Annotated in this window: 24 protein-coding genes; 14 read left to right on the top strand and 10 right to left on the bottom strand. The window is 34.6% G+C overall.

Going from position 1 to position 23,794, the window contains the following annotated elements:
- Window positions 1–12: 12 nt before the first annotated feature.
- The 5 genes from BLR17_RS07165 to dnaA form a co-directional block, all read right to left on the bottom strand.
- Window positions 13–894, bottom strand: coding sequence for an SDR family oxidoreductase (locus BLR17_RS07165; RefSeq protein ID WP_066324917.1), 882 nt, complete (start codon window positions 892–894; stop codon window positions 13–15).
- A 76-nt stretch (window positions 895–970) separates the two neighbouring features.
- Window positions 971–2,098 carry a methionine aminotransferase gene (locus tag BLR17_RS07170; RefSeq protein WP_066324915.1) on the bottom strand — a complete coding sequence of 376 codons (1,128 nt, stop codon included), beginning with the start codon at window positions 2,096–2,098 and terminating at the stop codon, window positions 971–973.
- 336 nt (window positions 2,099–2,434) lie between these two features.
- A complete protein-coding gene (locus tag BLR17_RS07175) occupies window positions 2,435–3,157 on the bottom strand; it encodes an SAM-dependent methyltransferase (RefSeq protein ID WP_066324912.1) in 723 nt (240 codons plus the stop codon).
- Window positions 3,158–3,186: 29 nt separating this feature from the next.
- Window positions 3,187–3,654 (bottom strand): low molecular weight protein-tyrosine-phosphatase, encoded by a 468-nt coding sequence (locus BLR17_RS07180; RefSeq protein ID WP_066324910.1) that lies wholly within the window; start codon window positions 3,652–3,654, stop codon window positions 3,187–3,189.
- Window positions 3,655–3,661: 7 nt separating this feature from the next.
- On the bottom strand, window positions 3,662–5,089 hold the full coding sequence (dnaA, locus tag BLR17_RS07185) for a chromosomal replication initiator protein DnaA (protein WP_066324908.1): 1,428 nt from the start codon (window positions 5,087–5,089) through the stop codon (window positions 3,662–3,664).
- A gap of 198 nt (window positions 5,090–5,287) precedes the next feature.
- Between dnaA and BLR17_RS07190 the strand changes: the two genes are divergently transcribed.
- Complete coding sequence (locus tag BLR17_RS07190) at window positions 5,288–5,689, top strand: acyl-CoA thioesterase (protein WP_066324906.1); 402 nt, start codon at window positions 5,288–5,290, stop codon at window positions 5,687–5,689.
- Window positions 5,690–5,807: 118 nt separating this feature from the next.
- Here the strand turns inward: BLR17_RS07190 and BLR17_RS07195 are convergent, their stop codons facing one another.
- The 3 genes from BLR17_RS07195 to ribD form a co-directional block, all read right to left on the bottom strand.
- Complete coding sequence (locus tag BLR17_RS07195; RefSeq protein ID WP_066324898.1) at window positions 5,808–6,413, bottom strand: IMPACT family protein; 606 nt, start codon at window positions 6,411–6,413, stop codon at window positions 5,808–5,810.
- Window positions 6,414–6,496: 83 nt separating this feature from the next.
- Window positions 6,497–7,099 carry an HAD family hydrolase gene (locus BLR17_RS07200; protein WP_066324891.1) on the bottom strand — a complete coding sequence of 201 codons (603 nt, stop codon included), beginning with the start codon at window positions 7,097–7,099 and terminating at the stop codon, window positions 6,497–6,499.
- Entirely contained in the window at window positions 7,092–8,135 is a 1,044-nt protein-coding gene (gene ribD, locus BLR17_RS07205) for a bifunctional diaminohydroxyphosphoribosylaminopyrimidine deaminase/5-amino-6-(5-phosphoribosylamino)uracil reductase RibD (protein ID WP_066324889.1), read from the bottom strand. Before ribD ends, BLR17_RS07200 begins: the two co-directional genes overlap by 8 nt.
- Before the next feature lie 247 nt (window positions 8,136–8,382).
- Between ribD and prmC the strand changes: the two genes are divergently transcribed.
- Entirely contained in the window at window positions 8,383–9,240 is an 858-nt protein-coding gene (prmC, locus tag BLR17_RS07210) for a peptide chain release factor N(5)-glutamine methyltransferase (RefSeq protein ID WP_066324887.1), read from the top strand.
- Between the two features lie 79 nt (window positions 9,241–9,319).
- Here prmC and BLR17_RS07215 read toward each other — a convergent pair whose 3' ends face one another.
- Window positions 9,320–10,561, bottom strand: coding sequence for an ABC transporter permease (locus BLR17_RS07215; RefSeq protein WP_066324885.1), 1,242 nt, complete (start codon window positions 10,559–10,561; stop codon window positions 9,320–9,322).
- A 203-nt stretch (window positions 10,562–10,764) separates the two neighbouring features.
- Between BLR17_RS07215 and hisS the strand changes: the two genes are divergently transcribed.
- The 11 genes from hisS to BLR17_RS07270 all read left to right on the top strand — a co-directional run bounded on the left by hisS (window position 10,765) and on the right by BLR17_RS07270 (window position 20,384).
- Window positions 10,765–12,135: a histidine--tRNA ligase gene (gene hisS / locus BLR17_RS07220; protein ID WP_066324883.1), complete on the top strand. Its 1,371-nt coding sequence runs from the start codon at window positions 10,765–10,767 to the stop codon at window positions 12,133–12,135.
- A 367-nt stretch (window positions 12,136–12,502) separates the two neighbouring features.
- On the top strand, window positions 12,503–13,045 hold the full coding sequence (locus BLR17_RS07225; protein WP_174544386.1) for a nucleotide exchange factor GrpE: 543 nt from the start codon (window positions 12,503–12,505) through the stop codon (window positions 13,043–13,045).
- A 47-nt stretch (window positions 13,046–13,092) separates the two neighbouring features.
- A complete protein-coding gene (gene dnaJ, locus BLR17_RS07230) occupies window positions 13,093–14,205 on the top strand; it encodes a molecular chaperone DnaJ (RefSeq protein WP_066324879.1) in 1,113 nt (370 codons plus the stop codon).
- A gap of 157 nt (window positions 14,206–14,362) precedes the next feature.
- Window positions 14,363–15,289: an ABC transporter ATP-binding protein gene (locus BLR17_RS07235; RefSeq protein ID WP_066324877.1), complete on the top strand. Its 927-nt coding sequence runs from the start codon at window positions 14,363–14,365 to the stop codon at window positions 15,287–15,289.
- 63 nt (window positions 15,290–15,352) lie between these two features.
- Window positions 15,353–16,669 (top strand): ABC transporter permease, encoded by a 1,317-nt coding sequence (locus tag BLR17_RS07240; RefSeq protein WP_066324874.1) that lies wholly within the window; start codon window positions 15,353–15,355, stop codon window positions 16,667–16,669.
- Between the two features lie 101 nt (window positions 16,670–16,770).
- Window positions 16,771–17,934, top strand: coding sequence for a sigma-54-dependent transcriptional regulator (locus tag BLR17_RS07245; protein WP_066324872.1), 1,164 nt, complete (start codon window positions 16,771–16,773; stop codon window positions 17,932–17,934).
- Between the two features lie 101 nt (window positions 17,935–18,035).
- Window positions 18,036–18,713: a DEAD/DEAH box helicase gene (locus tag BLR17_RS07250; RefSeq protein ID WP_066325090.1), complete on the top strand. Its 678-nt coding sequence runs from the start codon at window positions 18,036–18,038 to the stop codon at window positions 18,711–18,713.
- A 19-nt stretch (window positions 18,714–18,732) separates the two neighbouring features.
- Window positions 18,733–18,951: a putative signal transducing protein gene (locus tag BLR17_RS07255; RefSeq protein ID WP_066324869.1), complete on the top strand. Its 219-nt coding sequence runs from the start codon at window positions 18,733–18,735 to the stop codon at window positions 18,949–18,951.
- 33 nt (window positions 18,952–18,984) lie between these two features.
- On the top strand, window positions 18,985–19,230 hold the full coding sequence (locus BLR17_RS07260; RefSeq protein ID WP_066324866.1) for a hypothetical protein: 246 nt from the start codon (window positions 18,985–18,987) through the stop codon (window positions 19,228–19,230).
- Window positions 19,231–19,249: 19 nt separating this feature from the next.
- A complete protein-coding gene (locus tag BLR17_RS16650; RefSeq protein ID WP_394331213.1) occupies window positions 19,250–19,525 on the top strand; it encodes a type II toxin-antitoxin system RelE/ParE family toxin in 276 nt (91 codons plus the stop codon).
- A gap of 61 nt (window positions 19,526–19,586) precedes the next feature.
- Window positions 19,587–20,384, top strand: coding sequence for a Cof-type HAD-IIB family hydrolase (locus tag BLR17_RS07270; protein WP_066324863.1), 798 nt, complete (start codon window positions 19,587–19,589; stop codon window positions 20,382–20,384).
- Window positions 20,385–20,506: 122 nt separating this feature from the next.
- On the opposite strand, the gene BLR17_RS07275 is transcribed toward BLR17_RS07270, so the two are convergent.
- A complete protein-coding gene (locus tag BLR17_RS07275; RefSeq protein ID WP_066324859.1) occupies window positions 20,507–22,198 on the bottom strand; it encodes a DUF262 domain-containing protein in 1,692 nt (563 codons plus the stop codon).
- Window positions 22,199–22,430: 232 nt separating this feature from the next.
- Here BLR17_RS07275 and mtaB point away from each other — a divergent pair, with 232 nt between their 5' ends.
- The gene (mtaB, locus tag BLR17_RS07280) at window positions 22,431–23,759 is read left to right on the top strand and encodes a tRNA (N(6)-L-threonylcarbamoyladenosine(37)-C(2))-methylthiotransferase MtaB (RefSeq protein WP_066324855.1); all 1,329 of its coding nucleotides are present in this window, start codon (window positions 22,431–22,433) and stop codon (window positions 23,757–23,759) included.
- The last annotated feature ends 35 nt before the right edge of the window (window positions 23,760–23,794 follow it).

Raw genomic sequence — 23,794 nt, forward strand, 5'->3', positions numbered from 1 at the left:
CTGATTAAAAAATTATTTATTCTTTTTAGACTTAATCATCATTTCCAGTTGATCCCAAAGTTCCTCGGGAATGGCTTCCAGAATGTTGAATTGTCCGGCACCTTTGAGCCATTCGCCACCATCAATGACAATTACTTCGCCGTTGATGTAAGCTGAAAAATCAGAGACTAAATAAGCAGCTAAATTGGCCAGTTCCTGATGATCGCCCACACGCTTAAGCGGTACTTTTTTAGACATATCAAATTTTTGAGCCAAATCTCCCGGCAATAATCTATCCCAGGCGCCTTTGGTAGGGAATGGCCCCGGAGCAATGGCATTGGTACGGATTCCGTATTTAGCCCATTCTACAGCAAGACTTCTGGTCATGGCGAGAACACCTGCTTTAGCAGTTGCACTTGGTACCACATAAGCCGAACCCGTCCAGGCATAAGTAGTCACAATATTTAAAACGGTAGCCGAAGTTTGTTTAGTGTCAATCCAGTGTTTACCAAAAGCCAGCGTGCAGTTTTTGGTCCCTTTTAAAACAATATCAATCACTGTATCAAAGGCATTGGCTGATAATCTTTCGGTAGGAGAGATGAAGTTTCCAGCCGCATTGTTCAATAATACATCGACCTTACCAAAAGCTTTTAAGACTTCCTCCAGCATTTTTTCGACTTCCTCATAATGGCGCACATCACATTGCAAAGGCAAACAGCTTCCGCCAGTAAGACTTTCCAGTTCAACAGCGGTATTTTTAAGTTTGTCTAAATCGCGGGAAGTGATGGCTACTTTAGCGCCCAGTTCCATGAAATATTGGGTCATCGCTTTTCCTAATCCGCTACCGCCTCCGGTAACGACTATTACTTTTCCTTTTAGGGCGTCGTCCCGCAACATTTTTTGGCTAAAGTTCATTTTGTAGAGGTTTTAGGGTAAATATACGAAATAGGTTTTTCTTTTTTGATCAAGCAAAAAAGAAAGTGAAATTTGATTATACGTTACAAAGTCTTCTCGCAGCTTCTTCTAAAGTGGCATTGTCTTTGGCAAAACAAAAACGAATCAGATGCAAATCTTTACCATTTTCGTAGAAATTTGAAATCGGAATGGCAGCTACACCGTGTTCGGTAATTAGGCGTTTGCAAAAATCTACATCATTTTCATCTGAAATTGCTTTGTATGATACTACCTGAAAATAGGTTCCTTCGCAGGGTATTAATTCAAAACGACTTTTGCTGAGTAATTCTCTGAAATAATCTCTTTTTTGTTGGAAAAAAATACTGATTTCATCAATCGAAACGCTATCCAAATACTCGCTTATGGCAGCCTGGGCAAGGCTGTTGACGCTGAAAACCAAAAATTGATGGACTTTTTTAATTTCTTTCATAAGCTGTTCGGGAGCTACAACATAACCAATTTTCCAACCCGTGATATGAAAGGTTTTTCCAAAAGAAGAAATTACTACGGCGCGATTGCGGAGCTGCGGTCTGGTGTGAACGGAAATGTGTTTTTCTTCAAAAGTGATGTATTCGTACACTTCGTCAGATAGCAGAATGATTTCAGGAAATTTTTCGAGTAAATTCTCCAGAGCTTCGATGTCTGATTCGTTCAGGATTTTCCCCGTAGGATTATGCGGATTGTTGATGATAATCATTTTGGTTTTCGAAGTACAGGCTGCTTCGATGTTTTCCCAATTTGCGGTGTAATCGTCGTTTAAAGCAACACGAATAGCTTTTGCGTTACACAGCAATATTGGCGCTTCGTAACAATCGTAACTCGGATCCAGAACAATAACTTCGTCCTGATTTTCTACCAATGCCTGAATGGTTGTGAAAATTCCCTGAGTGGCTCCGGTAGTAACCAATAGTTCAGTTTCAGGTTCAATATTTCTTTGGTAAGAACGGTTTACCAGATTAGCAATTTTGGTCATTAATGGCGGATAACCTGCCATCGGAGTATATTGATGTATGTCTTCTTTTGCTAATCGGGCGACAATTTCTGTTAGTTTTTCATCCACAGGAAAATTAGGAAATCCTTGTGATAAATTAATTGCATTGTGTTCTGCAGCCATTTTCGACATGACTGTAAAAATGCTGGTGGTGATATTGGGAAGTTTAGACATCGTTTATTTTTGAAAGTCTAAAAGTAAGGAAACGGTGCGAGTTATTGAAAATAGGGAATGAAATAATATCGATTTTTAAACATTATGAGGTATATAAGTTTTGAATTAAAGTTTGAATTAATATCTTAAAACTGTTAATTTATAACCATATAAATCATATAAGTTTTGAATTAAAGTTTAACTTAATATCTTAAAAGGGGTAGGATAAGAGCATATAAGGGAAAATAATGAGATAAATATTCGTTTTTTATTTGCTTATGTGTTCTTGTTGAAATAGAGTTACTTTGAATAGGCTTTTTAAAACTTATATGACTTATATGGTAAAAAAAGCCAACACTACATTTTATGAATAATAAAAATAGTAGGGCGTTTGTGTAAATCTACCGTTTCTTTTTTCCAAGCCGAAATTTTCTTTGTTTTAATATACTCTGTTGGTAAAGTAATATCAGTTGCAATACATAAATAAGTTTCAGGATTCAAAATGCTGGTTAAATCTTCGACTAATTTATTGTTACGATACGGAGTTTCAATAAAAATCTGCGATTGATTTTTTTCAAATGAAATACGTTCTAAACTTTTTAGAGCGGCTTTTTTTTCGTCTTTTTCAATCGGTAAATAACCGTGAAAAGTAAAACTTTGTCCGTTCATTCCGGATGCCATCATCGCTAATAAAATAGAAGAAGGGCCAACAAGCGGAATTACCTGAATTCCTTTTTCATGAGCTAATTTTACAATTACAGCACCGGGATCGGCAACACCAGGGCAGCCGGCTTCGCTCATCAAGCCCATGTTTTTTCCTTCTAAAAGAGGTTTGATAAAATCTTTATGCTCTTTGGTTTCAGTATGTTTGTTTAACGCAAAAAGGACTAAATCGGATTGTTTTTTTTCAGGATGAACTGCTTTTATTGATTTACGGGCTGTTTTTTCGTTTTCGACAATATAATAATCGATAAGATCAATAGCTCTTTTTATAGTTTGTGGTAAAACATCCATCGGGTCACAATCTCCCATTGTTGTGGGGATTAAATAGAGTTTTCCTAAAAGAGCATTTGATTTCATTATTGTGATTTTTTTGAATACGAGCTAAATTAGCTGTGATTGGTTTTTAGTTTTGTGGCGATAATTTCGCAGGCCTCGTCAAGCATTTGGAATACCATTTCAAAACCATTGGCTATGCCGTAATAAGGATCCGGAACATCTACATTTTCATTCGGATACAATTCGTTAAGGATGATTTCAATTTTTTCTTTGTGCTCATCTTTTTTAGCCAGACGAATTAGGTCTCTGAAGTTCGATTTGTCCATTACATAGATATAATCGAAAGTATCAAAATCTTCTACTTTAAATTGTCGGGCTCTTTGGTACGAGATGTCTAAATCGTGGTTTTTTGCAATGGCAATGGAGCGGGAATCAGGTTGCTTTCCGGAATGCCATGCGCCTGTACCAGCAGAGTCAACGAAGAATTTGTCTTTTGGTAGTTTGGAAGCCAAAATCCCCTCGGCTAAAGGCGACCGACAGATATTGCCCAAACATACCATTAAAATCTTTACAGACATAAGGCTTTTATAGCGTTAATTTTTTGTGGATGTCTTCGACAAATTTTTTGAATTGCTTGTCGGTAGCCACTAAGTTGTCGACAGTTTTACAGGCGTGTAAAACAGTTGCATGGTCACGATCACCTATTTGTGAACCAATATTGGCCAAAGATGATTTAGTGAATTTTTTAGCAAAAAACATGGCTAATTGCCTCGCCTGAACAACGTGCCTTTTCCTTGTTTTGGATTGTAAAGTTTCTACGTCCAATTGGAAATAATCAGAAACGATTTTTTGAATATAATCGATAGAAATTTCGCGTTTTACATTTTTAACAAATTTCTCAACAACGCTCTTAGCCAGTTCAATAGTGACTTCTTTTTTGTTGAAAGAAGATTGTGCAATTAAAGAGATGATGGCACCTTCCAGTTCGCGAACATTTGATTTGATGTTACGGGCTACGTATTCGATAATTTCTTCCGGCATTTCCACACCATCGCGGTACAAGATGTTTTTTAGAATCGAAATTCTGGTCTCGTAATCCGGTTGGTGTAATTCAGCCGATAATCCCCATTTGAAACGGGATAGTAAGCGTTGCTCAATATCCTGCATGTCAACAGGTGCTTTATCGGAAGTCAGGATAACTTGTTTGCCATTTTGATGCAAATAGTTAAAGATATGGAAAAACACGTCTTGCGTTCCTGATTTTCCTGAAAGAAATTGTACGTCATCAATGATTAATACATCGATTAATTGGTAGAAATGAATAAAATCATTTCGGTTATTTTTCTTTACTGAGTCGATATATTGTTGCGTGAAAATTTCAGCAGAAATATATAAAACAGTTTTTTCAGGATATTTATCTTTAATTTCAACTCCAATAGCGTGGGCAAGGTGTGTTTTTCCTAATCCAACACCACCAAAAATAAGCAATGGATTAAATGAAGTACCACCCGGCTTATTGGCTACAGCCATACCAGCTGAACGGGCTAATCGGTTTGAGTCTCCTTCAAGGAAGTTGTCAAAACTGTAATTAGCATTCAGTTGCGATTCAATCTTTAAGTTTCTGATTCCAGGAATTACAAAAGGGTTTTTTAATTCCGGATCCAAATTTTTTAAAGGAGCATCTACATTTTGTGGTTTTACAGGAGGTCTGTTAGTACTTGGCAATTGTTCCGTAAAAGGTTGTTTGTTGCCATAAGTATTCTCCATTTTAATTTTATAAAGTAACTTTGCGTTTTTTCCAAGTTCTTTAGTAAGGGCAACCTTCAATAATTTAACATAGTGTTCTTCTAACCATTCGTAGAAGAATTTACTAGGAACCTGAATATATAATGCGTTATCGGTAAGTTCAACTGACTTTATTGGTTCAAACCAAGTTTTGTATGCTTGGTCTTGAATATTGTCTTTTATAAAAGACAAACAGTTATCCCATACTGATTGAGCAGTTTTGTTCATAAATTCTGTTAAATTATTATATTTTTTATTCTGTTGTTTGAAGTAAATAACACTAAAAAAGTAGTTATTTCTCGGGGTAACAAATATGTGAACAATTTTCTTTAAAAAAAAATAAAACGGGGTTGATTTTGAAGAAATATTGTTGTAAGTAAGAGGAAAAGTATTTCAAAAAAATATAAAAAATAATAAAAATTAAATATGAAAGAACACGAGTTTAATGTTAGAGTAAGATATGCAGAAACAGATCAAATGGGTGTAGTTTATCATGGTAATTATGCTCAGTATTTTGAGATGGGACGTGTGGAATGGCTTAGAAACATTGGTATTTCTTATAAATGGATGGAAGAAAACGGAGTAATGCTTCCAGTTGTTTCTTTGACAATGAATTATAAAAAGCCAGCTCGATACGACGATATTTTAAGAGTAAAAACGATTTTCAAAAGCCAAAAATCTGTTAAGATTGAATTCGATTATGAAATCTATAATGAGCAGGATGAGTTATTAACAATTGGGCACTCAACTTTGGTCTTTGTGGACATGAAAACGGGTCGTCCAATGGCTGCTCCGGAATATGTGAAAACGCAGCTTTTACGAATTTAAAAATCGGTGGATTTGATATTGCTTTTTTATCTAATTTCAGATGGAATTTTGATGCCGATTTTAATAATTTTCTAAAATTTTAAGAGCGGTTTTTTGGTTTTTTTCCTCTGCGGGAAAATTATTCTTTTAGTTTCATCTCAATTTCAAACAGCGAATTGAAAATGTCGAATATTTGTTCGGCATTTTTTTTTCGGCATTTAATTTCGATTTCACAGCTCATTTCCATTTTTTGATGAACAATTTCTAAGTTTTTTTCTTTGATGATTCGCATGACCTTGTTCATGTTTTTATAATCAAAAGAAATTAAATAATGGACATCGATGGTTTTTTCTATAATGGAACAATTTTCAAGTGTGAGTTGAGCAGCTGTTTTGTAAGCGGTGATTAATCCGCCAACACCTAATTTGGTTCCGCCAAAAATGCGAACAATAACAACGAGTGTATTTGTTACTGAAAAAGACTGGATTTGACCATAAATGGGCATTCCTGCACTATTGCTGGGTTCGCCATCATCATTGGCTCTGTAGTTGATTTTTTCAGAACCCAATTGGTAAGCGTAACAATAATGGCAGGCGGTAGGATGTTGTTTTTTTAAAACTTCAATTATAGGTTTGACTTCCTCTTCAGAAGTTATAGGATATGCATAACCAAAGAATTTACTTCCTTTTTCTTTAAAAAGAATTTCTTCTGACGGAAAAGCAATAGTATTATAGGTGTCTTTCATTGTTCAATGACAAAAATCAATGGCAATTTTAAAATTGGTTTGTTATTTTAATTGCTATTGCCATTGACTATTGGTATTGTTATTTAAACTATTTTTTTTTCGAATAAATCTATCACGTCTTCTTTTCCTACTTGCAGATTCCATACGTGAATTCCCAGAGCTGCTGCGGCATCGGTATTTTCTTTTTTGTCGTCAACAAATAAAGTGCGTTTGGCTTGTAATTCGTGTTTATTTAAAAGTGAAAGGTAAATTTCGGCATCCGGTTTGCGCATGCCCATTTCGAATGAAAAATAAACTTTTTCAAAACATTGGTAGAAATCACTATAAAAAGAAGGACCAACCCTTTGTTCGAAAGTGTCAATATGAATAGAATCGGTGTTGCTCAACAGAAACAAACGGTATTTTTTGGATAACATTTGCAGAAATTCTAATCGGTGCAAAGGAAAATCTAACAAGATGGCATTCCAGGCTTCAAGAATATCTTCGATACTGGTGTTAGGCATTTGTTTTTGAAATCCTGCTAAGAATTCATCTTTAGAAATATTTCCTTTTTCAAATTGAATATTCAATTGATCTAAATCGGCATTCCATTCTTTAAGACCTAAATTTTTAAGCCCGTCTATTGTTGCTTTTTTATCCAGATTGATGAAGATATCTCCAAAATCAAAAATGATGGTATTAATCATGGTTCTTAAAAATTATGAGTTCATCATCGAGGATAAACTGTTTTTGGGTTGTTTTTGGTTTTATAACAGCTGCTTTTGTTCCATTTTTAAAGATATTTTGACCTTTAAAAATTCGTGCTTCGTCCCAAAGATTAGCATCTATAAAAGTTTGTAATGTTTGACGTCCTCCTTCAATAATTACCGATTGAATTTGATGTTGAAATAGAGTGCTTACAATTTGTGGAGCTATATTTTGTTCGAAATCAATTACTTCAAAGGTAAGATTTTCTTCGTTTGTATTCTTATTTGATTGGCAAAAAACAATTGTTTTTAAGTGTTTATCTAATAAGTGGTGTGTTTTTGGTATGCGATTGTTTCGGTCTAAAACGATTCTTACAGGAGAATTTCCGGTCCAGTCGCGCACATCTAATTTAGGATTGTCATCAATTGCAGTTTGTGTCCCCACAAGGATTGCTTGTTCTTCACTTCTCCATTTATGAACTAATTGTCTGGAATAAGGATTGCTAATCCAAACCGGTTTTTGTTCGTTTCTTTCGCTTGGAGCAATAAAACCATCCTGACTTTCTGCCCATTTTAAAATAATATAAGGTCGTTTTTGTTGATGAAAAGTAAAAAAACGTTTGTTGAGTTCGTTGCATTCGTTTTCTAAAACACCAACCCTGACATTTATTCCCGCTTCGATGAGTTTCTTGATACCTCTGCCGGCCACTTGTTCATTAGGGTCTACGGTTCCAATGACTACATTTGGAATTTTATTTTGGATAATCAAATCACAGCAAGGTGGTGTTTTTCCAAAATGGCTGCACGGCTCTAAGCTTACATAAATAGTCGCTTTTTGTAATAAAGATTTGTCTTTTACTGAATTTACCGCATTTACTTCGGCATGTGGGCCTCCGGCTTTTTTATGCCAGCCTTCACCAATAATTTGATCTTCATAAACAATAACGCTGCCTACCATCGGATTAGGGTAAGTAGTTCCTAAACCGTTTTGAGCCAGTTGAATGCAGCGTGCCAGGTATTTTTTATCAGTTTTCACGAGGCAAAAATAAAATTTTTGGGTTTATGATTTAGTTTTGAAAAGGCTAAAAATAACAATAAACTATTTCTATTTTTGTCTTTTTATAGCTTAACATTAAAAAATAATAATTAAAAACCATTAAGAAATTAAGAATGTTAAGCTTTAATGCTGCTTAAAGACTTAATGGTGAAAAGGAAAAGTTGAAGTTTTTAATCTGACAGAATGGTTATTAATATGCGTTTTTCTTATTTTGAACTTACTTAATATGCAAATCAAAACATACAGAGCTCAATTTATCCGGGAACTTTCATCAATTTATGATGAAGGTGAAGCCGAAAGTTTTTTTTATCTGATTTTGGAAGAGAAAAAACAATTAAGAAGAATTGATCTGGCCTTACAACCCGATTTGGTTTTTTCAGAAGCTGATTTGCAAGTATGGAATTCGATTTTAGAACAATTAAAATTGGAAATTCCGGTTCAGTATTTACTGGGAAAAACCCATTTTTACGGATTGGAATTTGAAGTCAACGAAAATGTATTGATTCCAAGGCCGGAAACTGAAGAACTTGTGGATTGGATTATTCAGGAAAATTTAAAGATTGAAAAATTTAAAGATTTAAAAATTTTAGACATTGGTACGGGAAGTGGTTGTATCGCTATTTCATTGGCAAAGAATCTTCCGAATGCTCAGGTTTTTGCAATTGATGTTTCGGAAAAAGCTTTGGCAACAGCCCAAAAGAATGCGGAAATAAATGAAGTGAAAGTTACTTTTATTCATAAAAATATTCTGGAAACTGTTGATTTGGAACAGGAATTTGATATTATTGTTTCTAATCCGCCTTATGTTCGAAATTTAGAGAAACAGGAAATCAAGAAAAATGTTTTGGATCACGAACCGCATCTGGCACTTTTTGTCGAAGACGATAACGCCTTGATTTTTTACCGAAAAATAGCTGAATTAGCTCGAAAGAATCTAAGTCCAAACGGGCAATTGTACTTCGAAATCAATCAATATTTAGGAAAAGAGATGGTTGAATTGCTTGAAAATCTGAATTTCGCAACTATCGAATTACGAAAAGATATTTACGGGAATGAAAGGATGACCAGAAGTAGTGTTCAGTGAACAGCTTTTAGTGATCAGTCTTAAGGGGAATTATTAGTATTTGAATTAACTGACCACTAAAAACTGCTCACTGAATACTCTATTCATAACGTAACGCCTCAATAGGATCTAACATCGCGGCTTTGATAGCGGGATAGGAACCTGAAACAATCGCAACAACAAAACTGGTTAAGAATGCAGCCATAATAGCCTGCCAGGGAATGACAAATGCAAAAGTTAGGGCAGTGGCGATTCCGTAGCCAATTAATATTCCGAAAATAATTCCGACTAAGCCACCTATTTGTCCAATAAGTAAGGTTTCAATAAAAAACTGAACGGCAACTGTAGAACGTTTGGCGCCTAATGCTTTTCGAACACCGATTTCGCGAGTGCGTTCCGTAACCGAAACAATCATAATATTCATCAATGCAATTGAAGAACCCAGAATGGTGATAATCCCAATAACCCAGGATGCCCATCCCAGATATTGCGTAATACTTAGGATACGGTTGATTAAATCGTCACTTCTTACCACTGCAAAGTTGTTTTCTTTGATAGGGTTTAATTTACGAATGCTTCGCATAGCACTTATGGCATTGTCGATGGCGTTGTTTAAAAAATCTTTATTGTTCACCATCACACTTATATTGTAATTGATATTAGGTGAGGTAAATAAAGAACGTGCCACCTGAATAGGAATTAAAACTCTTAAATCCTGACTGTTGCCAAAAGTAGAGCCTTTTTCTTTTAAAACGCCAATGACTTTAAATCGGGCGCCACGGATAGAAATGATTTTATTAATAGGATTAACATCTTTTAAGAGTCCTTTTAAAAAATCAGAACCTACTACACAAACATAATTATTGTTGCTGATGTCAAAATTATTGAAATTGCGTCCTGTGCTGGTTTCCAGTCCTGAGTTAGGAATAAAATATTCGTCTACGCCGAGAATTGAAATTTCAGGATCAGTTTTTTCGGTATCAAATTTTACTTCGGCAGTAGAAGTGGCTTTGAATGACAGCGAGGTTTGTGTTAGTGGGAAATTGTATTTGTTTTTGAATGCAACAGCTTCAGGATAGGAAATGACCGGATTGATAACAGTGCGTTGCTCTCCGCCATGTCTTTTAATTGTATTTTCGTAACGATTGATGTTGAAAGTGTTGGCTCCCATTGAAGCAAAATCCGAAGATATGGTTTTTTCTAAAGCTGAAAGTACTGTTAAAATACTCACTAATGCTGTGATGCCAATGGCGATAATTAAGATAGTTAATGTGGTTCGTAGTATTTGGGTTTTAATCGAACCAAAAGCTATTTTTATATTTTCTTTTAATAGACTGCGCATCGTAAGGAGTTTGTTACGAAAATACAATTTTTGTTACAACTTTATTTTCGTGGCTGATTTTTATTTTAAAAATAAGATATTTGCATCGAAATTTAAGATTTAAGTCCCGAAGCTTCGAGATAGATTTTAGATTTTCTGAATTCAAATGGATTTTAGATTTATGAAATCTAAAATCTGCAAACTAAAATCTGCAATTAAAGAAAATGGCATCAAAACCAAGTATTCCTAAAGGAACAAGAGATTTTTCACCTGCTGAGGTGGCTAAACGTCAATATATTATCCAAACTATAAAAAGTAATTTTGAGAAATTTGGTTTCCAACCGATAGAAACGCCTTCGTTTGAAAATTCAGAAACCCTGATGGGTAAATATGGAGAAGAGGGCGATCGGTTGATTTTTAAAATATTGAATTCAGGTGAATATTTGAAAGATGTTCCTTTAGAGTTTTTAGAATATAAACAGGAAAAAGCTATAACGCCAAAAATTTCAGAGAAAGCCTTGCGTTACGATTTGACAGTGCCTTTTGCAAGATATGTGGTGCAACACCAAAATGAAATTGAATTTCCGTTTAAGAGATATCAAATCCAACCGGTTTGGCGTGCCGACAGACCACAAAAAGGACGTTTTAGAGAATTTTTTCAATGTGATGCCGATGTGGTGGGGTCTAAATCGTTGTGGCAGGAAGTAGAATTGGTGCAATTATACGATACTGTTTTTAGTTCTTTGGGTTTAAACGGAGTAACAGTAAAAATCAACAACCGAAAAATTTTATCAGGAATCGCAGAAGTTATTGGAGCTTCAGATAAATTGATTGATTTTACGGTAGCTTTGGATAAGTTAGATAAAATAGGAGAGGATGGTGTAAAAAAGGAAATGATTGAAAAAGGAATTTCGGAAGAAGCCATCGTAAAAGTACAGCCTTTGTTTAATTTCACAGGAAGCATTTCTGAAAAAATTGAAAAATTATCACAGCTTTTAGCTACTTCGGAAGAAGGAATGAAAGGAGTGGAAGAATTGCGTTTTATTTGTGATAACGTGGCTAATTTAGGATTGACAACTGCAATTTTAGATTTGGATGTAACGCTGGCACGTGGATTAAATTATTATACAGGAGCTATTTTTGAAGTGGCAGCACCAAAAGGAGTTGCTATGGGTTCTATTGGCGGAGGCGGAAGATACGATGACTTGACGGGGATTTTTGGTTTGAAGAACATGAGTGGTGTTGGAATCTCTTTTGGATTGGATCGTATTTATTTAGTTATTGAAGAATTAGGTTTGTTTCCGGAAACTGTTACGGAAAGTTCTAAAGCTTTGTTTATAAATTATGGAGATGCAGAAGCTTTTTATGCTTTGCAAGCCATTAAAAATTTGAGAGCTTCCGGTATAAAAGTCGAATTGTATCCTGACAAAGCTAAGGTTGGGAAGCAATTTCAGTATGCCGATAAAAGAAATATTCCTTTTGCGGTAATTGTGGGAGGCGAAGAGATGAGCTCGAATACTTTTTCTTTAAAAAACCTGGTTTCGGGGGAACAAATAAGTGTGGATTTTGAAGCTTTGAGAGAAGCTCTAATTTAATTCAGGATTATAAAAAAATAAAAAAGCTTTGTCTCTTTAGGCAAAGCTTTTTTAGATATAAGTAATCGTGAATTAATAATTGTTTTGGAATCAGCTGTTTTTTTGGATTGAAAATAATAAATAAACAGTGATTGACTAGAACCTAGTCACAAACATATCGAATCTATTTGAAATATGTCTTAAAAAATTATTAAAATTTTAATTTAAGGCTGAAAAAAAATAATTCGAGAAAAAAATAGCCCTAAAAATGCTGATTAGGAAAAAGGGTGACAATTTGGCACTGAACCGGGTTTGGCAGTACTTTTGCTATCCAAAGGAAAGTGTAAAAATGAAGAAGTTTAAAAATATATTTAAAAATAAGGGAAATATGAGTACTGAGAATACAGAGATCGATAAAGAAATGGATGAGGCAACAGTAGAAAATACATCTAGCCAGGAACAGGCAGCTACTGAGGAGTTAAGTGTTGAGGAGCAATTGACGAAAGACTTAGCAGATGAAAAAGACAAACATTTACGATTATTTGCTGAATTTGAAAACTATAAAAGAAGAACTTCAAAAGAACGTGTTGAATTGTTTAAAACTGCCAATCAGGAAGTTTTATTGGCAATGTTACCGGTTTTAGATGATTTTGACAGAGCTTTAGTTGAGATTGCGAAGTCAGGTGATGAAACTTTAACAAAAGGAGTTGAGTTGATTCATGAAAAACTAAAAAGTACCTTATCTTCTAAGGGATTAGAGTTGGTTGATGTAAAAGTAGGAGATGCTTTTGACGCTGATTTTGCAGAAGCAATTACACAAATTCCGGCTCCATCACCTAAGTTGAAAGGAAAAATAGTTGATGTTCTTGAGAAAGGATACAAACTGGGAGAAAAAATTATTCGTTACCCAAAAGTAGTTATCGGGCAATAAATTTGGCAGAAATGAGTCTAAGCTACATTTCAAAAAAATAAATAAAAATGAAAAAAGATTTTTACGACATACTAGGTGTTTCTAAAAATGCAGATGCAGCGGCGATAAAGAAAGCCTACAGAAAGAAAGCTATCGAGTTTCACCCTGACAAAAATCCCGGAGACAAAACGGCAGAAGAAAAGTTCAAAGAAGCGGCAGAAGCTTATGAAGTTTTAGGAGATCCTGACAAAAAAGCAAAGTACGATCAATTTGGACACCAAGCTTTTGATGGTTCAGGAGGATTTGGCGGAGGTCATCACATGAACATGGATGATATCTTCAGTCAGTTTGGTGATATCTTTGGTGGCGGTTTCGGTGGATTTGGCGGAGGCGGTAGCCGAGGCGGGGTTCGTCGTGCTAAAGGAAGCAATTTGCGTATCAAAGTAAAATTGACTTTGGAAGAAATTGCTAATGGTGTTGAGAAAAAAGTAAAAGTAAAACGTAAAGTTCAGGCTCCCGGAGTTACTTACAAAACTTGTTCTACTTGTAACGGTCAGGGACAGGTAATGCGAGTAACGAATACTATTTTAGGCAGAATGCAGTCAGCGACAACTTGTCCTGCCTGTGGAGGTTCCGGTCAAATTTTAGATAAAAAACCATCTAACGCTGATGCTCAGGGAATGATTGTAGAAGACGAAACCGTTTCTATTAAAATTCCAGCCGGTGTGGTTGACGGTATGCAATTGAAAGTTTCTAACAAAGGAAACGATGCGCCGGGAAACAGCATTCCAGGAGATTTAATTGTGGCTATCGAAGAGTTAGAGCACGAATTCCTAAAGCGTGAAGGAGAGAATTTACACTACGATTTGTATGTAAGTTTCCCGGAAGCTGTTCTTGGAGTTTCTAAAGATATTGAAGCAATCAACGGTAAAGTGAGAATCAAATTAGAAGAAGGAATCCAATCAGGAAAAATTCTTCGATTAAAAGGAAAAGGTATTCCAAGTATCAATGGATACGGAAGCGGAGATTTGTTAGTTCATGTTAATGTTTGGACTCCTAAAACATTGAACAAAGAGCAAAAACAATTCTTCGAGAAAAACTTAGAAGATGATAATTTTTCACCAAATCCTGAAAAATCAGACAAGTCGTTTTTTGAGAAAGTAAAAGATATGTTTTCTTAAGCTTTTTAAATAAACTAAAATCATATTAAAAACCCATTTGCCGCGGCGAATGGGTTTTTTTATGAAACAATTATAATCGATTTAGGTAGTAATTATTTACTTTTACAGCCGCAAGGTCGAAAAGACCTAATTGAAGAAGTAAATTCAAAAAATCAGCATGAATACCTTATTAGAAGTCAATAAAGTAGTGAAGCAATATGGAGATTACGTAGCGCTTAACGAAGTATCTTTGTCTGTTCCTAAAGGCAGTATTTATGGGCTTTTAGGTCCTAATGGTGCCGGAAAAACTTCCCTTATTCGAATCATCAATCAAATTACGCTGCCTGATAGCGGTCAGGTTATTCTGGACGGCGAAAAATTGCAACCTAAACACGTGCAATATATAGGTTATCTTCCAGAGGAGAGAGGTTTGTACCAAAGTATGAAAGTGGGCGAACAATGTTTGTATTTGGCACAAATGAAAGGATTGTCTAAGGCTGAAGCCAAAAAACAACTGGAATATTGGTTTGACCGATTGGGAATTCAGGGTTGGTGGAACAAGAAAATTCAGGAGCTTTCTAAAGGGATGGCACAGAAAATTCAGTTTGTGGTTTGTGTGTTGCATAAACCAAAATTGTTGATTTTTGACGAACCTTTTTCTGGTTTTGACCCCGTAAATGCTAATGTGATTAAAGACGAAATTCTGGCGTTGAAAGAAGAAGGAGCTACGATAATATTTTCGACTCACCGAATGGAAAGCGTAGAAGAATTATGCGATCACATTGCTTTGATTCATAAATCGAATAAACTAATCGAAGGGAAATTAGACGATGTTAAAAGACAGCACAAAACCAATAGTTATGAGGTGGGTATTTTGACGGAGAATGTAGAAGGTCTGATGTATGATATTACTCAAAAATTTACCGTAAGTCCGGCTAATTTTAAATCTTTAAATAAAGAATTGAAACTTGAAATACAAATTGGTAACTCGCTTCCTAACGAATTATTGAATCTAATAACCCAACGAGGACAAGTCACTCATTTTGTAGAAAAAATTCCGAGTGTGCATGATATTTTTATCCAAACGGTAACTAAAAAAGTTTAGATTTCAGATTTTAGAGTGAAAAACCTAAAATCTAAAGTCAGCAATCTAAAATCTAACATTTAAATGAGTATAATATCATTAATTATAAAAAGAGAATTTTTTGCCAAGGTGCGCAATAAATCCTTTATTGTAATGACCTTTTTAAGTCCACTGTTATTTGTGGCAGTAGCTGTATTTGTGGGGTATTTGAGTTCTATGAAGGCCGATTTGAAACGGGTAGCTATTCATGATGAAACCGGTTTGTTTGCCAATGAATTCATCGCCTTAAACAGTCAGGACGAACAGTATAAGTATTTGGATTTATCGCAAATTGATAATCAGTTTTTAAAGGATAGTGTTGCTAATAATGGTTATGAAGGAATATTGGTAATTCCTAAAACCACTACTATGGCTGATTTAGAAAATAAAATTGAGTTTATTTCTAATACGAGTCCCAGTATGTCATTTATAGAAAATGCCCAGGAAATTATTGCTAAAAAACTAACCAAAATCAATCTGGAAAATGCCCATTTGGATACTTTGGCTATTAAAAAAGCGCAGGCTCACGTTAATATTAATATTGCTAAAACATCGGGTGAGCAAGGTTTAAAAGGATTGAACGAAGCTAAAATTGCCATTGGAGGTGCTTTTGGTTATCTTATCATGATGTTTATAATCATTTATGGCAATATGGTGATGCGCTCTGTGATTGAGGAAAAAACAAACCGAATTATAGAGATTATTATTTCTTCTGTAAAACCTTTCCAATTGATGATTGGGAAAATTATTGGTACTTCGTTAGCAGGAATTTTACAATTTATTATTTGGGTAATTATAGGACTGTCGTTATTGTTTGCCGCTTCTGCATTTTTTGGAGTAAATGTTGGACCAACAGCACATTTAGCACCTGCAATTGTTGAACATTCGCCAACAGAATTTGCAGGAACAGCTCAATTGTATATCAAAGAATTATGGAATTTACCTATTGCCAGTATTTTGATTGGTTTTGTGGTTTATTTCATTGGAGGTTATTTTTTATACAGTTCTTTTTATGCAGCTATTGGTGCCGCTGTAGATAATCAAACCGATTCGCAACAGTTTCTTTTACCTGTAATAATACCTTTAATGTTGAGTGTTTATGTTGGTTTTTTCAGCGTAGTTAATGATCCTAATAGTACAATTGCAGTTGCTTTTTCGATGATTCCGCTCACTTCGCCAATCGTAATGTTAATGCGCATTCCTTTTGGAGTGCCGTGGTGGCAGTTGGCCATTTCAATTGCATTATTGTTTGGAACATTCTTGTTAGTAGTTTGGTTTGCTGCTAAAATATACCGCATAGGAATATTGATGTACGGGAAAAAACCGAGTTGGAAAGAATTATACCGTTGGTTAAAATATTAATTTTTTTGAAGTTGCTAAGGTTCTAAACTGCTAAGTTTTTTTAGCTGTTTTTTAAAAAGAACTCAGAATCTTAGTAACTTAGAACCTCAGAATCTAAAAAAATGAGTAAAATACTAATTATCGAAGACGAAGCTGCTATCCGAAGAGTGCTTGCTAAAATTCTTTCGGAAGAAAATGATGCGTATCAGGTAGAAGAAGCGGAAGACGGAGTTTCGGGCTACGAAAAAATAAAAAATAACGATTACGACTTAGTGCTGTGTGATATTAAGATGCCAAAAATGGATGGTGTTGAATTATTGGAAGAAGTCAAAAAGATAAAGCCTGAAATTCCGATGGTTATGATTTCCGGTCATGGCGATATGGAAACGGCTATTCAGGCCATGCGTTTAGGTGCTTTTGATTACATTTCAAAACCACCCGATTTGAATCGTTTACTGAATACGGTTCGCAATGCTTTAGACAGAAAGCAATTGGTAGTTGAGAATAAGATTTTAAAGAAAAAAGTCAGTAAAAATTACGAAATGATAGGCGAAAGTGAAGCTATTAATCATATCAAAATGATGATTGATAAGGTCGCTCAAACCGAAGCTCGCGTACTGGTAACAGGTCCTAACGGAACCGGAAAAGAGTTAGTAGCACACCAATTGCATGAAAAAAGCGAACGTGCCGCTTTTCCTTTGATTGAAGTAAACTGTGCTGCAATTCCGTCAGAATTGATAGAAAGTGAATTGTTTGGTCATGTTAAAGGTGCATTTACTTCGGCGGTGAAAGATCGTGCCGGAAAGTTTGAAGCTGCTGATAAAGGAACAATTTTTCTGGATGAAATTGGCGACATGAGCCTTTCGGCTCAGGCCAAAGTGTTACGTGCTTTGCAGGAAAATATCATTACCAGAGTTGGAGCTGATAAAGATATCAAAGTCGATGTGCGTGTGGTGGCTGCAACCAACAAAGATTTGAAAAAAGAAATCGAAGAAGGACGCTTCCGTGAGGATTTATACCATCGATTGGCAGTGATTTTAATTAAAGTACCTTCGTTGAATGACAGACGTGAAGATATTCCTTTGTTAGTATCACATTTTGCCGAAAAAATCGCTTCAGAACAGGGAAATGCCGTTAAGAAATTTTCGGATGATGCCATCAAATTATTACAGGAATACGACTGGACTGGAAACATCCGTGAATTACGCAATGTGGTGGAGCGTTTGATTATCCTTGGCGGAAGCCAAATATCTGAAAATGATGTGAAGCTGTTTGCTTCTAAATAATTGAAAATAAATTTAATGATTTAAAAATTTAAAGATTTAAAGATTCTGCCTTGGTTGTAATTTTTCAATTTTTCAATTTTTTAATCTTTCAATCATAAATGATGAAACTAAAAAAAATAAACGAAAAGTTACAGCAGGCATTAGTTGAAAACGGCTTAACAGAAGCCAATGAATTGCAGAAGGAAACTTTTTCGACCATAAAAAGCGGTGTAGACTGTATTATTATTGCTCCTGAAGGAGACGGAAAAACCACTACAATTGTACTGAATGTGATTCAGCGATTGATTGGAGCAACTGAAGAATCGCCTAGAGCTTTGATTATTGTAGAGGATAAAGCGAAGGTTCTGGAAATGGAAGCACTTTTTGAAAAGTACGGCAAGTACAGTAATCTTGAGGTTTATGGTGTTCATGACAAAGGGGATATGGATTATGATAAAAATTATGTTTCTACCGGAATCGATGTTTTAATTGGTACGCCAACCAAATTAAGCGATATGTTTTCTACTGCAGGGTACAATGTGAACCGTTTGAAAATGTTTATTCTTGATGATGCGAATCCTATTTTGAAATTGCGTCATGAAACTAAGATTATGCGTATTTCGAATAGTATTGCCAAAACGCAACGTATTATTTTTGGGGATCAATTATCGGAAAGAATAGAAACTTTGGCTTACAAAATGATGGAAGATCCTGAAGTTTTTGATTTTGAATACGAAGATGAAGAATATTTCGAAAAAGAAGAATTGGACGAAGAAGTAGAGGAGGGGGAAGAAGAATAAAAAATATAAAAAAAGTAGCATGGGATTAATGAAAGTGTTTTCGGGAAGTGAAGTATTGGCTTTGGCTTTGAAAGAAAAAATAGAAGCGGCAGGTGTTGATACAATGATAAAAGACAATATTCAATCGGCGAGGTTGGCGGGTTTTGGAAGTTCAGGTTCGGCAGTAGAATTATTTATTCAGGAAACTGATTTTGCTAAGGCTAATCCTGTTATTGAGGAGTTTAGGATGAGTATTTAAAATTCGTATATTTGTTATTCTAATAATGCTACAATGGATTTAGCTGCAAAAAAAATAGAATTAATGGATTGGTTGCTTCATATTAATGATGAAAGTAAACTTAAAAAAGTAATGGCGCTAAAAACAGTTTTGGATAAAGAAGCCGTTGCCCATACTATTAGCGGATATCCGGTAGATAAAGAAGAATACATTAATATGGTTAAAGAAGCCGATGAGCGAATTACTTCGGGCAACTATACCACAATAGAAGATTTAGAAAAGGAAATAGAAAATTGGTAAAAAGCAAAAACCAATTACTATACTTTGGGACAATCAGGCTAAGGCAGATTTAAAATTAATCTTCGAATTTATCCGATTAAAATCACCGCAAGGAGCTAAAAATGTTATTAGCGATATTGTTGCTCAAAGTAAAAATATTCACTTTGTAGAGCAATATCAGGTGGATGAATTTTTAGGAGAACCTTTTAGAAGAATGATTGTCAGGGATTATAAAATTATTTATAAAATCCATTCGGAAACTGAGATTAGAATCCTTCAAATTTTTGATGCCAGACAAAATCAATTTAAAAAATAAAATAGTAATTGGAATGTCACATCGAGCGAAGTCGAGATGTGTTTAATTATAAAGAATAAAGATGAAATACAAAATGTTAGTTCTTGACATGGATGATACCCTGTTGAATGATGACCATGAAATCTCAGTTGAGAACAGAACGATGTTAGAAAAAGCCAAAGAAAAAGGTGTACAGGTAATTTTGGCTTCCGGACGTCCAACGCCGGCGATGATTGAATATGCTAAGGATTTGGGATTGATGGATTCCTATATGATTTCGTTTAACGGAGCTGTGATAACTGATTTGAAAACAAACGAAGTCATTTTTGAACAAAGTCTGACTCAGGAGCAAATTCATACTTTGTATGATTACAGCAAAGAAAAGAATACTCATATCATAACTTATTTGGACGGAAAAGTAATCAGTGAAACTCACTCAGAATATATTGATGTTGAGGTAAATATCACGGGGTTAGAACACGAAGTGGTTCCGAATTTTAAAGAACGAGTACAATCGGCGGCGATAAAATGTATTTTACTGGAAGAACCGACTTATTTGAAAGAAGTTGAAACGGATTTAAAAGCAACGATGCCGCATTTGAGTGTGTGTATGTCGAAACCTTTTTTCTTAGAAGCGGCTCAAACCGGAATTGACAAAGGTGCCAGCGTGAAATTCTTAGCTGATAAATTAAATATCTTACAATCGGAAGTGATTGCGGTAGGGAATGCAGGCAACGATTTATCGATGATTGAATATGCCGGTTTAGGCGTTTGGGTGGATAATGTGGATGCGCATTTGAGAGACAAAGGCAATGTGGTTGTGGCTTCAAATAACAATCACGGTGTGGCTGAGGTAATCCAACGATTTATATTGGCTTAAACGGTTTTACCATTTTTTAAACCATTAAGAAATTAAGTGAATTTAAGAGTAGTTCTTAATCTTGATTTCTTAATGGTTTTTTGATTAGCGAGTAAAAATAAAGAATGGTAGCGTCATACTATTTAAGCTAAAGACTGTAAAAAGGTACTTCTCCATATACCTTTAGCAATTTTAGCAATCTTTTCTTGTCTTAATGAAATTTCTTTTGGAGTAAATTTTTCATAATTGCAGTACTCATTGCTTAATTTATAGCTTGATTTTTTATATTTTTCTAGTTTTTCCGAAAAAGGCATATTATTACCAAGCTTATTGTTAATATTAGATTCTAATAAGCTGTAATTACCTAATCTATAAATGTAATCTTCTTGTATTTCTACCGGAAAACTTTCATCCCAAATGCCCCCTGGATTTTCAGGTAAAATATGTTCGATTGTTGAAACAGCTTCTTCTGGTTGATAGTCTTTATTGGCAATTTGATTTTCTATTTTAACTAATATGTATTTTGCTAAATCTTTTTTTCTACGTGTATTGATACTTATTGTAGAAAAAATTTGTTCGAAATTATCATCAATTACATAAATTGACTTTAAAGCTATAATTGAATCTTTGGCATTTTTAATATTTTTATTAGAAATGTCATTAGCAACTTTACTAAATATACGTTCAGCTTCATTAGGATTTAAATCGCTTAAATTATATCTAAATGTAATTATAGACAGTTCTTTCAATATGATTTTATATTCTGCTCTGGAAAGGTTTTTAAGCGAACTAAGCATTAAGGAAAAACATGTACTAACATTTAATAAATTGAGTAATTTTAACGATGCTTTTTCATCTTTATCCCATAGTTCGTCGTTTGGATTGTTAAATGCCGTATAGTAAATACTAATGTCTTCTAAATCGTTTAAAAATTGAAAAGCTTTTTCGGCAGAATTTATTTCACGTTTTATTGCTTTAAATAAAGTAGGTTGTCTTTCTAATTTATATTTACTATTCCAGTAATGACGAATAAATGTTGTTAAATCATTTGATTGAATTGTATTAGTGATGTTTTGCCATCTTCTTTCTGCTTCATCCAAATCTATTTCGCCTAATTGGTGTGTAAGTTTAAATAAATAATTTTTTAATAAATCAGCAGTGGAAAGTTTTACACCTCTTGCATTTAATGTTTCAAAAACTTTAAAAGCATCTAAATCATTATCTACGATAATTTGTGTAAAAACGATACCATTACCAATTATTTTTTCTAAGAAATCTGCCAAATCAGCACCAGACTTATTGTCTTTAAATTTATTGTCTAGCTCGTCAAAGAAATAATTAAAGGCCTTTTGTAATAATCTTTGAGAAGGCTTCAATTTTGCTAAAGCAGTAGGTTGTCTTAATTTTAATAGCCAACTTTTATAATAATCGTCATTGTTTCTGTTTAGTTTTAATTTAGGATCTAGATTCAGTTTTGATAATGAATAATTTCCTAAATACCTCTCAGTAATTTTTTCAGCTCTTATTTTATTATCTTTGGAATCAATGTCTTCTTCAGTCCATTTATTTAATAAGGCTGTAACAGCAATAGTTAATATGGATAATGTGGTTAATCTTTGTTGACCATCAATAATCCAAAATGATTGTTCTCCATCTTTTATAGGTTGCAATACTAAATATCCTAAATAATGTATTTTGTCAGTAGGGATTTCGGCTATATCATTCCATAGGTCTTCCCAATCATCTTTGCCCCAAGAATAATCTCTTTGGTAAATTGGTACTTCATATGATTTTCCGTTTCCAATTATTGTATTTAATGTAATAAATTGTGACATTTTATTTTGTTTTAGGATATATGATATCTAATATCTAAATCGGATTATTATCAATGGCTTGTAATTTACAAATTTAGTTTTTTTATTAGGATAATTGCTTTCTGTTGTCGTTCAAAATTATTTGCTTTCTGATTTTGAATAAAATATAAAACCATTGTACTGTTTGAGGATTTGTTTGTAAATTTGCGCACGCTATTTTTTTGACAACGATTTCATTAGATAGCGCTTACTTATGGAAAACAGAAAAAAAGTGGCCTTCTATACCTTAGGCTGTAAACTGAACTTTTCAGAAACTTCGACAATTGCCCGTAACTTACAGGACGAAGGTTTTGACCGTGTGGATTTTGAGGAAGTGGCAGATATGTATGTGATTAACACCTGCTCAGTAACTGAAAATGCCGATAAACAATTCAAACAAGTCGTTCGCAAAGCGATGAAACTAAACGACAAAGCTTTTGTTGCTGCCGTGGGTTGTTATGCGCAATTAAAACCCGAAGAACTGGCTGCTGTAGATGGAGTGGATTTGGTTTTGGGAGCTACCGAAAAATTCAAACTGAACGATTACATCAACGATTTGTCTAAAAATGATATGGGCGAAGTGCATTCCTGCGAGATTGCCGAAGCCGATTTTTATGTAGGCAGTTATTCCATTGGCGACCGTACCCGTGCGTTCCTAAAAGTACAGGATGGCTGCGATTATAAATGTACCTATTGTACCATTCCGCTGGCTCGTGGAATTTCCCGCAGTGACGAATTGCAGAATGTATTGAAAAATGCGAAAGAAATCTCAGCGCAAAATATTAAGGAAATTGTGCTTACCGGAGTCAATATTGGTGATTATGGTAAAGGGGAATTTGGAAATAAAAAACACGAACATACATTCCTGGAATTGGTTCAGGCTTTAGATGAGGTAGAAGGAATCGAACGTTTGCGAATTTCATCTATCGAACCGAATTTACTGAAAAACGAAACGATTGAGTTTGTTTCGAAAAGCCGAACCTTTGTACCGCATTTTCATATTCCGTTACAATCGGGGAGCAATGATATTCTGAAGTTGATGAAACGCCGTTACCTGCGTGAAGTTTATACCGAAAGAGTCGCTAAAATTAGAGAAGTGATGCCGCATGCCTGCATAGGTGTGGATGTGATTGTAGGATTTCCGGGAGAAACCGATGAACATTTCTTAGAAACCTATCATTTCCTAAATGATTTGGATATTTCTTATTTACACGTTTTTACGTATTCAGAGCGTGATAATACCGAAGCTGCCGAAATGGAAGGTGTTGTTCCTTCAAATGTGCGTGCCAAAAGAAGTAAAATGCTGCGTAGTTTATCCGTAAAAAAACGTCGTGCTTTTTATGAAAGTCAGCTGGGAACGCAAAGAACAGTACTTTTTGAAGGAGAAAATAAAGAAGGTTACATTCATGGTTTTACCGAAAATTATGTAAAAGTAAAAACGCCTTGGAATCCGGAATTAGTGAATACTTTACACGAAATTAATCTGACCCGAATTGATGAAGACGGAAGTGTGAGAATGGAATTTGTTTCGGCTTTGGTGTAAGATATATACGTTTTTTAAACCATTAAGAAAATTAA

It is taken from the genome of Flavobacterium glycines, from assembly GCF_900100165.1.
Lineage (GTDB): Bacteria > Bacteroidota > Bacteroidia > Flavobacteriales > Flavobacteriaceae > Flavobacterium > Flavobacterium glycines.